General features: G+C 54.3%; 12 protein-coding genes. 5 read left to right on the top strand and 7 right to left on the bottom strand.

The genetic code is table 11. The features are described from left to right. Window positions 1-44: 44 nt before the first annotated feature. Together EKM90_RS02465 and mscL are read left to right on the top strand one after the other, a co-directional pair. A complete protein-coding gene (locus EKM90_RS02465) occupies window positions 45-2,774 on the top strand; it encodes a YhgE/Pip domain-containing protein (protein ID WP_125579472.1) in 2,730 nt (909 codons plus the stop codon). Window positions 2,775-3,008: 234 nt separating this feature from the next. Continuing rightward, window positions 3,009-3,380 (top strand): large-conductance mechanosensitive channel protein MscL, encoded by a 372-nt coding sequence (gene mscL, locus EKM90_RS02460; RefSeq protein ID WP_125579471.1) that lies wholly within the window; start codon window positions 3,009-3,011, stop codon window positions 3,378-3,380. Window positions 3,381-3,422: 42 nt separating this feature from the next. On the opposite strand, the gene EKM90_RS02455 is transcribed toward mscL, so the two are convergent. From EKM90_RS02455 to purR, 4 genes are all read right to left on the bottom strand, one after another. Beyond that, complete coding sequence (locus EKM90_RS02455) at window positions 3,423-4,391, bottom strand: ribose-phosphate diphosphokinase (protein ID WP_125579470.1); 969 nt, start codon at window positions 4,389-4,391, stop codon at window positions 3,423-3,425. 227 nt (window positions 4,392-4,618) lie between these two features. After that, the gene (gene glmU, locus EKM90_RS02450; protein ID WP_125579469.1) at window positions 4,619-6,019 is read right to left on the bottom strand and encodes a bifunctional UDP-N-acetylglucosamine diphosphorylase/glucosamine-1-phosphate N-acetyltransferase GlmU; all 1,401 of its coding nucleotides are present in this window, start codon (window positions 6,017-6,019) and stop codon (window positions 4,619-4,621) included. Between the two features lie 176 nt (window positions 6,020-6,195). Further along, entirely contained in the window at window positions 6,196-7,350 is a 1,155-nt protein-coding gene (locus tag EKM90_RS02445; protein WP_125579468.1) for a VanZ family protein, read from the bottom strand. Further along, window positions 7,347-8,195 carry a pur operon repressor gene (gene purR, locus EKM90_RS02440; protein WP_125579467.1) on the bottom strand — a complete coding sequence of 283 codons (849 nt, stop codon included), beginning with the start codon at window positions 8,193-8,195 and terminating at the stop codon, window positions 7,347-7,349. Before purR ends, EKM90_RS02445 begins: the two co-directional genes overlap by 4 nt. Window positions 8,196-8,403: 208 nt before the next feature. Here purR and EKM90_RS02435 point away from each other — a divergent pair, with 208 nt between their 5' ends. Genes EKM90_RS02435 through EKM90_RS02425 form a run of 3 tightly spaced genes read left to right on the top strand, consistent with a single transcriptional unit; the run spans window position 8,404 to window position 10,397 of the window. Then, the gene (locus EKM90_RS02435) at window positions 8,404-8,931 is read left to right on the top strand and encodes a GNAT family N-acetyltransferase (protein ID WP_225422682.1); all 528 of its coding nucleotides are present in this window, start codon (window positions 8,404-8,406) and stop codon (window positions 8,929-8,931) included. A 60-nt stretch (window positions 8,932-8,991) separates the two neighbouring features. After that, the gene (locus EKM90_RS02430) at window positions 8,992-9,642 is read left to right on the top strand and encodes an ABC transporter ATP-binding protein (protein WP_191987460.1); all 651 of its coding nucleotides are present in this window, start codon (window positions 8,992-8,994) and stop codon (window positions 9,640-9,642) included. Next, window positions 9,639-10,397 (top strand): ABC transporter permease, encoded by a 759-nt coding sequence (locus EKM90_RS02425; RefSeq protein ID WP_125579464.1) that lies wholly within the window; start codon window positions 9,639-9,641, stop codon window positions 10,395-10,397. The genes EKM90_RS02430 and EKM90_RS02425 overlap by 4 nt, the downstream gene beginning before the upstream one ends. A gap of 265 nt (window positions 10,398-10,662) precedes the next feature. On the opposite strand, the gene EKM90_RS02420 is transcribed toward EKM90_RS02425, so the two are convergent. The 3 genes from EKM90_RS02420 to EKM90_RS02410 form a co-directional block, all read right to left on the bottom strand. Continuing rightward, the gene (locus EKM90_RS02420; protein WP_125579463.1) at window positions 10,663-11,541 is read right to left on the bottom strand and encodes a cation diffusion facilitator family transporter; all 879 of its coding nucleotides are present in this window, start codon (window positions 11,539-11,541) and stop codon (window positions 10,663-10,665) included. 175 nt (window positions 11,542-11,716) lie between these two features. Continuing rightward, window positions 11,717-12,565: a 4-(cytidine 5'-diphospho)-2-C-methyl-D-erythritol kinase gene (gene ispE / locus EKM90_RS02415; RefSeq protein WP_125579462.1), complete on the bottom strand. Its 849-nt coding sequence runs from the start codon at window positions 12,563-12,565 to the stop codon at window positions 11,717-11,719. 68 nt (window positions 12,566-12,633) lie between these two features. Further along, window positions 12,634-13,125: a GNAT family N-acetyltransferase gene (locus EKM90_RS02410; RefSeq protein ID WP_125579461.1), complete on the bottom strand. Its 492-nt coding sequence runs from the start codon at window positions 13,123-13,125 to the stop codon at window positions 12,634-12,636. Window positions 13,126-13,145 lie beyond the last annotated feature (20 nt).

Genomic DNA, 13,145 nt, shown 5'->3' with positions numbered 1-13,145 from the left:
AATAATGCTATACTCTGCCCTAGAATAAGTTATTGGAGGATTTTATGAAAAACATTGGTCGGCTGTTCGTCCTTGATTGGCGGCGCATTTTAAAAAGTCCGTTTGCGTTCCTTTTAATTCTGGCGTTAGTCGTCATTCCCAGCCTTTATTGCTGGTTTAACGTCTGGGCCTTGTGGGATCCTTACAGCAACACGCATGACTTGAAAGTCGCGGTGTACTCCGCCGATCAGCCCACCACTTTTCAGAATCAAAAGGTGGCCATCGGCGATGAACTGATTACCGAGCTCAAGCACAATGACAAGCTCGGGTGGCAGTTCGTGGACTCCAAGCAAACTGCGGTTGAAGGGGTCAAAAGTGGCAAATATTATGCCAGCATTGTGGTGCCCAAAACCTTCTCCCGCGATCTCATGAGCTTCGTGCAAGGCAAAATCAAAAAGCCGCAGCTCGATTATTATGTGAACCAGAAAATCAACGCCATTGCCCCGAAAATCACCGATACCGGCGCGAACACGTTGCAAAGCACCATCTCCAAACAGTTTGTGACCACAGTCGCCTCGACATTGGGTAAGGTGTTCAATCAAGCCGGCGTCAAGCTGGATGAGAACCTGCCGATGATCAAACGTTTCACCAGTTTGGTCACCAGCACCGACGCGCAACTGCCAACCATTGAAAAGTATCTGAATGAAGTCGACACCTTGCAAGCCAAGATGCCGACGTTGAAAGCCAAGCTCCAAACCGCCAACGAAATGGCCACTTACCTCCCTGAGGTCAACACCATGACCCAAAAGCTGGTGGCCTCGCAGCGCTTCTTACCAGCCATCGATGAAGCCGGCCAGCTCGCCACCCAGGTCAAAGGCAAACTGCCAGAAGTGAAAAACGCTGGCGCGCAGCTGAACACGGTGGTGGTAAACTTCGACCAACTAGAATCAGCGGTCACCAAGTCGCTCACCATCACCAGCCAAGGCGTTAACGTCATCAATTCGGTTGACGGCACGTTGCCGGCGCTCACCGCCTTTGGCCAGCACGCCCAAACCGCGGTGGCCACCACCAAAGACGAGGTGCTGCCGAAAATCAAGCAGGCGCTGACCTTGATTCAAAACGCCACTGACGCTGGCCTCACCCTGATTCAGGCCGCCAACACCAGCCTGGCTGCCGATCTGGCCAACTTGAAAACGCAGCTGGCCGGACTGGACGCCGACCCAGACAACACCGCGGCGCGCACCGCGATTGCTGACCGGCTCACCGCGTTGGCCAGCCGCCAAGGCGAAGTGGCCACCACTGCCACCAAGCTGGCGCAGACGCTGACGCAGCTGCAAACCGCGGCAGGCCAACTGAATGGCCAAAGCGTCTCCTTCGCCGATGCCATCAGCCGCCTGAATGCCTTAGCCGCTGGGGCCACCGTCATTCAAAAGCAAGCCACCCATTTTGCCAGTCTCGTGAAAACGGCCAGCACTGCGGAGCTGCAAAGTCAGCTCGACCAGCTGCAAACTGCCGCGAGCCAATTTGCCCAAACTGCCGCCGGCTTGCAACAGCTCCAGCTTGGCCAATCTGTGCAGCAAGTGTTGACGGCTCTGACCGCCGCGTTGCAAGACGCCAACGTCACTTTGGCGCAGATCAACAGTCAGATTTTGCCGCAACTACCCGCGCTACTGGCGAACACCAAAGACCTTCTGACTCAGGCCAACACCTTCCTGGCCACTGCCAAAAAACAACTGCCAGCGCTCAAAACCGAATTGACCGATGCCAATGAACTACTGAATGGCCACATGCAGCTGATCACTAGCGGCATCACCACCGTCGCTGACCTGTACCAGAATGATTTCCCGACGCTTAAAACCAAGTTGACTCAAGCCAACGCCTTTATCCAGCAAGACCTGCCTGGCATTGAGCAAGATCTCACCAACAGCTTGGCCTTGGCCAATGCGAAAATGCCGGAACTCGAATCTGGGTTGAAGCTGGCCGCAAACTTCAAGCAAAACGACTGGCCAACCTTGAAGCAGGCCATTCAAACCGGAGCCGCCGCCATCAAAAAGGGAGAAAAGTCCATCGACTTAAGCGCCTTACTGAAGCTGCTGCGCCGCGATGCCACCAAGGAAGCGGATTTTCTGGCAGCGCCCGTCACGATTAACGAAACCCACCTCTACCCGATTCCGACTTACGGGTCGCAAAGTGCCCCATTCTACTTAGCGCTGTGTATCTGGGTCGGCGCACTACTGCTAGGCGCGATTTTGATCACGGAATACAAGCTGCCTGCTGAGCTGGCCCAAGCCACGGTGAAGCAACAGTACATCGCCCGCTGGCTCACTTTTGCCGGGCTGGGGATGGGGCAAGCGCTGATTGCGGCGCTGGGGAACCTCTACCTGATTGGCACCTACGTTGTGAATAAGCCGCTGTATGTTTTGCTGGCCATGCTCCTGTCGGTGGTGTTCGTCTCCATCTTGTACGCGCTGATTTCCCTGTTCGGTAACATTGGGAAAGGGCTGGGCATCATCATTCTGGTGCTGTCGATTTCCGGCGCCGGCGGGAACTTCCCAGTGGTCTTGTCGGGTAAATTCTTCCAGATGATCAACCCTTGGCTGCCCTTCACCTACGCGGTCAATATGCTGCGGGAAACGGTTGGCGGCATCTACTGGCCGAACATGCGCCTTGACCTGCTGGCGCTGGCGGCGTTCGGCCTGGTATTCTTCTTAGCCGGCCTGTTCCTGAAAGAGCCGATTCGCCCGTGGATCAACAAGATGCACCACATCACCCGCAAGAGTGACATCATTGAATAACGATGAAACCCAACGAGTGACTGAGAACCATTAGAAACGGCCACGTGCGCACGACTATTCCAGAACAGTACGAGCCAAAATGCAACGCCCTAGCCGTATAAGCCAGCCGCCCGGCAAAACCTAAGTTCAGGTTTTACCGGGCGGCTGGCTTATACTCTGGGCTAAAACCGCTTTTTGTCTCAGCCTCATCGTTTTGTTAGAATATAAGTAAAGCGAATAAGGAGGAAGATGGCAATGTTAAAAGATTTTCGTGATTTCATCATGCGCGGCAACGTGCTGGATATGGCAGTTGGGGTCATTATTGGCGGCGCGTTCACTGCGTTGATCACGTCCCTAACCAATAACTTACTTAATCCATTGATTGGCTTATTCCTGCGTAGCGCCAGCTTGGCCAAGCTGAGCGTCACCGTCGCCGGGGCCAAATTTACATATGGGGCCTTCATCAACGACATTCTCAACTTCTTGGTCATTGCGTTCATCGTGTTCTTGCTGGTGCGCATGGCCAACAAGATTTTGCCGAAGAAAAAGCCAGCGCCTGCTGGCCCGACCCAAGAGGAACTGCTGGCTGAGATTCGCGATTTATTGGCCAAAGAAAAACAGGCCTAAGCAAAAAAAGAGCCGCGCAACTGCGCGGCTCTTTGATTCGCTTTAGCGGGTGAACCGGTTTTCGAACAACGGTGACACCGGCTTGTTTTCTTGAATGCGGGTGATGGCCCGGCCAATTAGCGGTCCAACCGAAACAATCACCAGTTTATCAATCTTCTTATCTTCAGCCAGGTTGATTGAGTCAGTGACAATGACGCGCTCAATCGCACTGTTTTGCAGGCGTTCAACCGCAGGGCCAGAGAAGACGGCGTGGGTGGCAGCAACTTGCACTTCAATGGCGCCGGCGTCTTTCAACGCTTGGGCGGCCAAAGTAATGGTGCCGGCGGTGTCGATCATGTCATCAATGATGATACATTTCTTGCCTTTGACATGGCCGACGATATTCATGACTTCAGCGACGTTTGGCCGCGGGCGGCGCTTGTCGATGATGGCGATTGGGGCTTTCAGGAATTCGGCCAGCTTCCGGGCGCGGGTCACGCCACCATGGTCAGGGGAAACCACCACGGTGTCGGCATTGGTGTAGCCGTTACGGATGAAGTAATCAGCGAGCAGTGGCGCACCCATCAAGTGGTCAACGGGAATGTCGAAGAACCCTTGGATTTGGGCCGCATGCAGATCCAGCGCTAAGACACGGGTGGCACCGGCACGTTCCAACATGTTGGCCACCAGCTTGGCGGTAATTGGTTCACGCGAGCGCGCTTTGCGGTCTTGGCGGGCGTAACCATAGTAAGGAATCACGACACTGATGGTGTGGGCACTAGCCCGGCGCAAGGCATCGATCATGATCAAAAGTTCCATCAGATTGTCATTAACTGGCGCGGAAGTCGACTGGATGAGATAAATATCATCCCCACGAATACTTTCTTCGATGTTGATCTGAATTTCCCCATCGGAAAAGCGAGTCACTGACGACTTCCCTAATTCAACACCCACTTCAGCGGCAATTTTTTCCGCGAGGGGTTTGTTCGAATTCAAGGCAAAAATCTTCAACTTCGGATCAGAGTAAGGCATGGTTTCCTCCATGATATTAATTTATTGATGAACACAGCACTGACTTTTGAGCCCATTTACAGTCTGATTATACCAGAACATTGAGGCGTGAACGGGCTTTTCCACCCATCAATCGCAATTTTATTTGCGTTTGTTGACCTATTTTTTAGATACCACCGCAATAATCAGTGCGGCATTTGCAGAAAATGGCAAAGCAAAACCAGCCGCAACGCGACTGGTGGCTTTGATTACTTATCTGGTTGGTTCCATTCTGGATCATCAGCAATCGCCGTCCGCTGCCAGAAGTCCGCCTTGTTGACCTGACGGGCGCGGGCAATGCCCATGGCGTGGTAAGGCACATCCTCGGTGATGGTTGAACCGGCGGCAATGAAACTGTGGTCGGCAATGGTGACAGGCGCCACAATGTTCGAGTTGGAGCCGATGAAGGCATGACTGCCAACCTTGGCTTCCCACTTTTTGACGCCATCGTAGTTCACAAAGACCACCCCGCAACCGACGTTGATGTCGCTGCCCAAAATGGCATTGCCGACATAGGTCAAATGCCCGACCTTGGTGCGTGGCCCAATCGTGGCTTTTTTGATTTCGACAAAATTACCAAGATGTGCACCTTCGCCGATCTCGGAGTCTGGCCGCAAATGGGAGTTCGGGCCGATGTCCGAGCCGGTGTGCATGGTGGAATCTTCGATGGTAGAACTGGTAACGGTGACGCGATCTTCCAAAGTGGCATTAATCAGCTCGGAATGGGTGCCAATCTTACAATCCGCCCCAATTTTGGTGTGGCCTTTGAGGTACACGCCCGGTTCGATAATCGTGTCCGGTCCGATTTCAACGTCGGCATCAATGTAAGTCGTGTCAGGATCAATCAAAGTCACTCCCGCTTGCATGTGCTGCTTGTTGATGCGGGCCTGCATCACCTTAGTCGCAGCGGCCAAAGCCACGCGGTCATTTACCCCCATAGATTCGGAGAAATCCTTCATCCGGTAAGCAGCGATGACGTCACCTTTGGCTTTGAGAATTTGAATCACATCTGGCAGATAGTATTCACCTTGGGCATTATCGTTTTTGACTTCATGCAAAGCGGCAAACAACGCCTGGTTATCAAAGACATACACGCCGGTGTTGATTTCGTTGACCCGCGCTTCTTCGGCCGTGGCGTCTTTTTGTTCCACAATCTTTTGCACCGTGCCAATGTCGCTGCGAATAATCCGGCCATAGCCGAATGGATCCGGCGCAGTCGCGGTTAAAATCGTCGCCTTGGCACCTTTATCCATGTGATAGGCAAACAGCTTCTCAAAAGTCGCAGCGGTGAACAACGGCGTGTCGCCGCTGGCAATCAGGGTCATGCCTTCTTTATTGCCTAACAGCGGCTCTGCCTGCAAAACGGCATGGCCGGTGCCCAGCTGTTCTTCTTGCACGACATACTGACTGCGCTTGCCCAAAGTTTCTTCAACAGCTTCGGCGCCATGGCCCACAACCGTCACAATCTGATCCGGCTGGGTCTTTTCGACCTCGGTCAGCACATGATCGACCATCGGCTTACCGCAGACTTGATGCAAAACCTTGTAGAGCTTCGACTTCATCCGCGTGCCTTTACCGGCCGCTAAGATGATGGTGTATTTTCCCGACATAATGTTCGCTCCTATCCTACTAACATTCTCGTTTATCATAGCCCACTGCCGCCTTTTGAGCAACTGACGAAGTGGGATAGACCGCTTGGTGGCGGGCTTTCAGCAGTTTTCATTTGGCTAAACCAATTTGATCAGGTAAACAAAAAGCCACCCGGATTACCGAGTGGCTGACAGTGCTACGCCTTAGTTTGCGGGTCCGTTTGAATGGTGCTGACCTGCTTGGTTTTCGCCCAGACATCATAGAAATAATGATTATCGCGCGTCACCATCTCCCACAAGAAATTGAGCACGATGAAGGCGGCCACGAGGCCAAACAGACCGAGCAGCGCGAAGTTGACTTCCGTGCGGTGGAACTTCACAAAGATTTCGTTAAAAATCTGCATGAAGCCGAACACACTGTATTGCGCCACCCCGTATAAGAGAAATTCTCGCCACAGCAACCGGCCAAAACCGACTGGTGAGCCATCTTCTTGGACAATGCGAATGCGCACCAGCGCTTTGCCTGGCGTCGCGCCATGTCGCACCAACGGGTAGACCACGAAGATGAAAACCGGTGCCAGAACCCGCGTCACAATGACATCCCCCAGCGCCGACCGCACGCCGAGCAGCGTGGCAATCAACTCCAGCACCACGCCAATCAACCACACGCCCAGCAGGTTGTCGACGAGAAAGGCCACAAAGCGCCGCAGCCAAGTCACCTGACCGCCGCGGGCGCGGCTTTTGGCATCCATTTCATCGCGGCTTGGAAAGGCCCGCATCAAGGCTGGGGCAATTAAGCCGCCCAGCACCCCGCCGGTGGTGTTAATTATCAAGTCATCAACATCAAACAGCCGGTATGGCCGCGGATAGATGCCGTACAAGCCAGATAGCTGGGTCAGTTCAAAGAATAGACTGAGGCCAAACGTCATCACCAGCACTTGCGGCACGCTGCGCTTGAAGTAATAACGCAGATAGACCCCAAATGGCACGGTCAGCAGCAAGTTGAACGCCGGCTGGATGAACCCCGGTTGCTTCAACGCCGCCAACCAAGTCCCTGGATGCAGCGGAGAAAACACCGTGGTATTCAGGAACGTGCGTAGCGCCATGAATGGTACGAGGTTATAGCGCGGCGTGGTCAATTTTGCGACACTGGCAATGCTGGGCAGCGGCAAGGTGATAAGAAAATACGCCGTGATCAGGTAAAAGACGAAGGTATAAAGCACCACGGCCCGCCAAAAGATAAAGCTCCCATAGCGGCGGTACTGCGCAATCATGAACGGCAGTGCCAGCAGCAAGGCCAAAAATGGAAACACCAGCGCCGCGGTTTTAATCGGAATTAGATACGCACTCATTCCGCCAACCCTTTCAGCCGGCTCATGTTCTGATCCAAATAGTTCCCTGGTACAGCATGCAGCGTGTTGGCTTTCGTATCGACTTCATCCACGCGAATCAGACTGGTGTATTCCGACACCATCCGGTCGCCGGAGAAATTGCCTTCTGCAAACACCGAGATGCCCACCAATTCAGCATCGAATTCGGTGATTAAGCTGCGCATCCCGTTGACGGTACCGCCGCCTTTCATGAAGTCATCCACAATCAGCACCCGACTGCCCGCTGGCAAACTGCGCTTGCTCAGCTCCATCTTTTCGATGCGCGCCGAAGAAGCGGACACATAGTTCACCGACACGGTCGAGCCTTCCGTGATTTTGGAGTCGCGGCGGACGATGACAAAGGGGACATCGAGGTATTGGCTGACACTTTGGGCAATCGGAATACCCTTGGTGGCCACGGTCATCACAGCATCCACTTTGGCATCTAAGTATTGGGTGGCAATCGCACGGCCGATTTGGCGGAGCACATCAGGGCTACCCAACAAATCAGATAAGTAGACGTACCCGCCTGGCAGCAGGCGGTCGGTTTCCGACAAGCGGTGCGCCATTTCGGTGACGAATTGTTCTGCTTCTGCCAGCCCCATCACTGGCACAAAGCGCACCCCACCGGCGGCACCAGGGACGGTTTCCAGAATGCCGGTTTGCCGCTGGGCGAACACCCGACGTATGATGGCAAGGTCTTCGGAAATCGAAGACTTGGCCGAATCATACCGCTTCGAGAAATAAGTCAATGGCACCAAGGTGTGGGGCCGTTCTAATAAGTACCGGGTCATGTCGATGAGCCGGTCGCTACGCCGAACTTTCATATTGTATTACTCCTTAACTCCGAATATTTGGATTATCCTGCCTCGTTTGACATTAATCCTCACAATTATACGGGATTGGCAAACAAAATCCCAGTCAATTTCCGATAATTTCCATTATTGTTCGCATTCCTTGGCCGAAGTGCGTTGTCCCTACTGGCGGGCTGGCGTATACTCAGGCGAGATGTTACCTCATGAAGGAGTGTCACTAATGAAAATTGAACGCATCACCGCAGCGAACCAAGCTGCCCTCCAGCTACCAAATGAACCTTTCAGTCGGTTTGGGGAATTCATGGTGACTCGCGATGACCAAGGCTGGCATCATCACGAACGGCTTTTGCCGACGCCTTTCACCCAGACCTTCCCCGATGAACATTACCAACTAGCAGACATCGATGCCGCTGGGTTTGCCTTAGGCGCCTTTGACGAGGCGACGTGCATCGGCCTGGCGACTTTTGAATACGAGTTTCGGTGGAATCATTACCTTTATTTGGCTGATTTAAAGGTCAATCAGGCCTGCCGCGGCCAAGGAATCGGCCACCAGCTGCTTGACGCGGCGATTCCACTCGCCAAAGCGCATGGCAACCAAGGCCTGTGCACGATTGCTCAAGGGTCCAATCTGGCCGCTAATCGCTTCTATCTGAAGTACGGCTTCCATATCGGTGGCCTGAATACCGCAGATTATCACTTTACCAGTGCCCGTGGGGAAACGGATATCAACTATTACCTCGAGTTTTAGGTTGGAACAGGTGCATTCGCTTGGCTTTTATATTAGAATGATTATAAACAAGTTGAAAGGATGACCTCGATGTTATTTTCACTGGATCACGTGGGGTATCGTACCCCTGACCGTGAGATTCTGACCGACATTAGCTTCACCGTTGATGCCGGCGAATATGTCACCATTTCGGGCCCTTCAGGCTCCGGGAAAAGTACGCTGCTCCGCCTGCTAGCAACGCTCTTGACGCCCACCAGCGGTCAGATCACCTACCGCGACCAGCCGCAAAGTGCGTACCCTAAAACAACGTACCGGCAAGCGGTGTCGTATTGTTTCCAGCAGCCCAGCCTCTTTGGCGACACGGTGCAGGATAACTTGGCCTTTCCATTTGAGCTGCGCAACCAGCCGTTTGATGCGGCCAAGGCCCAAGCCGCACTCGCACAAGTCGATTTGCCCACCAGCATGCTGACCAAACCGATCACGGAGCTATCAGGTGGGGAAAAACAGCGCGTGGCCCTAATCCGCAACTTGCTGTTTGAACCGGATGTCATTTTGCTCGATGAGGTGACCACTGGCTTGGACGCAGCCACCAAAACCATCGTCCATGAGCTGATCGAAGGCCTGAACCAAAAAGGCCTGACGGTGCTGGCCGTGACGCATGACGAAACGGAAATCAACGTTGCCCATCGTTTGCTCACCATTACCGCCGGCAGATTGGAGGCCGCCCAATGAACAATTTAATTGTAAGTCCCACCGCGCTGGCCTTCGCGGTAATTTTGGTGCTGATCGCCCTGGCGGTGAACTTCAAGGAACACATTGGCCTTGAAAAAGACATGCTGATCGGCGTGGTGCGGGCCGTGATTCAGCTTACCGTGGTCGGTTACGTTTTGACCTACATCATCCGCGTCGACCGCGTTTGGTTGACGCTGCTGATGGTGGCCATCATCATCTTTAACGCCGCGTTAAACGCCCGCAAGCGCGCCGCCGGCATTCCGCACGCCTTCGTCATTAGCTTGCTGGCAATTTCAGTAGCGACCTTGACCACCATTGTCCTGCTGGTGGTGGCGCATGCGGTCAAGTTCACCCCCAGTCAAATCGTGCCGATTTCTGGCATGATTGCCTCCAACGCCATGGTCGCCATTGGGTTGTGCTACCGGAGCTTGAATGCCAGCTTTCATGATCAGCGCCAAGGATTGCTGGAGCGGCTGGCGTTAGGTGCCGACCTGAAGCAAGCGACGATGCCCATTGTGCGGGTCGCCATCAAAACCGGCATGGCGCCGACGATTGACTCGGCCAAAACCGTTGGCTTGGTGAGCCTGCCGGGGATGATGTCCGGCTTGATTTTTGCCGGCATTGACCCCACCAAGGCGATTATGTATCAGATTATGGTCACGTTCATGCTGCTGGCGGCCACTTCCATCAGCAGTGTCATTGCCTGCTATCGCGCTTACCCGCAGTTCTACAATGAGGATCTACAGCTGCGCTAAGCCAAAAGCAGCCGGCCTCCACTCGCGTGACGCGGGTGAAGACCGGCTGTTTTTTATGCGCCAAACTGCCGCTAGATTCATTTCGACTATTTCAGCAGAGTTACGCGCCAAAAGGCCGGAGCCGAGCATGTAGCTACGCCAGCCACCGAGTCCAAAATTCGGACTTGGTGGCTGGCTTGAACAGCCCGTAGCGCAAAGCGCGTACAGGCTGACATGCGTTAGAAAGGCTACCTGTCGGCTCCAAAACCGCCTTTTGTCACAGCCCTTAATATGCATTGTCGCCATCTTGCAGCGGCTGATAATCGCCGTACTCGACTTGGATGGTGACATGCGCGATGTCAAAGGTGTGCCGCAATTTGTGACTTAGATCCGTCAGAAACTGGTCATTATTGGCATCCGTTTTGCGGGTGATGTGCACCGTCAAGGCAACATCGGTGGTGCTCAACGCCCAAATATGCAGGTCGTGACAGCTGGCCACTGTCGGGTAAGCGTTGATCATCGCTTGCACCTTGGTGGTGTCAATCGCTTTCGGTACCGCCGCCATGGCGAGGTTCACCGCGTCTTTGAGCAGGCCCCAGGTGCCAATCAGTACCACAATCGCCACCAGAATGGACACGAAGGGGTCAAGCCACTCCCAGCCAGTTAGCAAATACAGCCCGCCGGCGAGGACGACGCCCAGCGACACCCCGGCGTCAGCGGCCATGTGCATGAAAGCCCCGCGAATATTGAGGTCATGGGCCTGGCCTTGATGAAACAACAGCGCCGTGGCGCCATTGATCACAATCCCAATGCCCGCTACCAGCATCACAGTGCCACCTTGAATCGGTTCCGGATGCGCAAACCGGCCCGCCGCTTCCACAATGATGGCCCCCATGGCCACCAGCAGAAACACCGCATTGATCAGCGCCGCCAAAATCGATGAGCCTTTGTAGCCATAAGTACGATTTGCTGTCGGCCGCTTGCAGGAGAGCCAATCGGCAAACCAGGCAATGCCCAGCCCCAGCACGTCGCTTAAGTTGTGCGCCGCATCAGCCAGCAAGGCAATGGAGCCAATCAGCAGGCCAAAAGTGGCCTCCGCGATAATATAAATTGAATTGAGGAGTATTCCCCAGCGAAACGCTTGATTCGGTTTCGGTTGTTGCATCCTAATCCCTCCTGTCTAGCCGCAATCAGCCAAAAAATCACACTGCGCGGACGCCTTCATTGTGGCGCATCGCCCCAGCAAAGTCAACGCAAACCCCGTCGCACCGGCGTTTTAGGAGTCATTACGAATAAGGCTGACCAACAAAAAAAGCTGACCTTGGCGTCAGCTGAATCCGTTATTGAAGTGGCCGCACGAGATAAACCTCGCGGCAAAAGCCTTTCATGCTGTTGTACACCCGATGGGCGCGGCTGCGTTTGCGGCACACGCCGAACACGGTCGGGCCGCTGCCGGACATTTGGGCGTGATCCGCGCCAAAGCGCACCAAGCGCTGCTGCAAGGCTAAGATTTCCGGATGCTTAGCGGCCGTCACCGGCTGCAGGCTGTTGGCCATGCCACTGATCATCAGCGGTAGATCGCCTTGCTTGATGCCAGCCACCACTTTTGGGGTGTCTGGATGCGGCACGGTTTGCTCATAGTCGATGGCCCGTAAAATGCTTTGCGTCGACACCGACACCCGCGGCTTAGCCAGCACCACCCAGCAATCTGGGCGTCGGTCCAGCGGCGTGACAATCTCACCTTTGCCGGTGACCAAGGCCGTGCGGGAATACACGCAATAAGGCACATCGGAGTCCACTGCCAAGCCAATTTTGGCCAAGCGCTCAAGTGGCCAATTCAGACCCCAAAGCTGATTGAGCCCGCGTAGCACCGCAGCGGCATCCGAGGAGCCGCCGCCTAAGCCGGCCGCCACCGGGATATGTTTTTCCAAGCGAATTTTGGCGCCTTGGTGCACGCCAGCGGCCCTCTGCAACACTAAGGCGGCTTGATACGCCAGATTGCGCGGGTCTTCAGGTAAAAAGCCACTATCAGTGGATACCGACAGGCGGCTGCTTGGGCTAATATGCACATAGTCTGCCAGATCGACCGAGGTCATCACCATTTCCCACTCGTGGGCCCCATCACGGTGTTGGTAAAGCGCATCTAGACTGAGATTGATCTTGGCTGGGGCCTTCTGGACGATTTCCATAGGCTATCACCGTTTGTAGTTGTTAAGCTGATTATACCGGTTTCAAGCGCATTTGAACACGGCTGACGCTATAATGCCTGCTCCAAAATCACCACTGCCTGTGGCGCCGCCCCCACTTGGGCCTGACTTTCGCCCAGCGGCTTAAAGCCCAGCTGTTCCCAAAACGTCAAGGCGCCGGTGTTGGCACTGACCACGGCCACCCGCACGCGCTTAAAGCCTTGTTGCTTAAACTGCTTGCTTAAGCCTCGCATGACGCGCTGGCCCAAGCCTTGGCCTTGCTCGCTTTTGGCCAACATTAGCAGGCCGATATAGACAATATCGGCTTCGGGATAGCCATTGAGTCGGTCCAAAACGCCAACTGGTCGATCATCGATTTTGAGCAGGCCATAATGTTTATCCCACTTGCTCACCTCAGCTGGCCGCGCTGCGGCGTCTTCTTGCACCATGGCCAACGTTGGCTGAGACTGCTCGGTCAACGTGAAATAGTCAGGATTGCTTTGATAAATCGCCAGCACCGCCGCTTCGTCTGCCGCAGATTTGACCGGATGGAAACGTAACATAGGCTCCTCTTTTCCAAACA

It is taken from the genome of Lacticaseibacillus suibinensis, assembly GCF_003946175.1.
GTDB classification, from domain to species: domain Bacteria; phylum Bacillota; class Bacilli; order Lactobacillales; family Lactobacillaceae; genus Lacticaseibacillus; species Lacticaseibacillus suibinensis.
The sequence above is the reverse complement of the archived record's forward strand: the minus strand, read 5'-3'. Positions and strand labels throughout refer to the sequence as shown.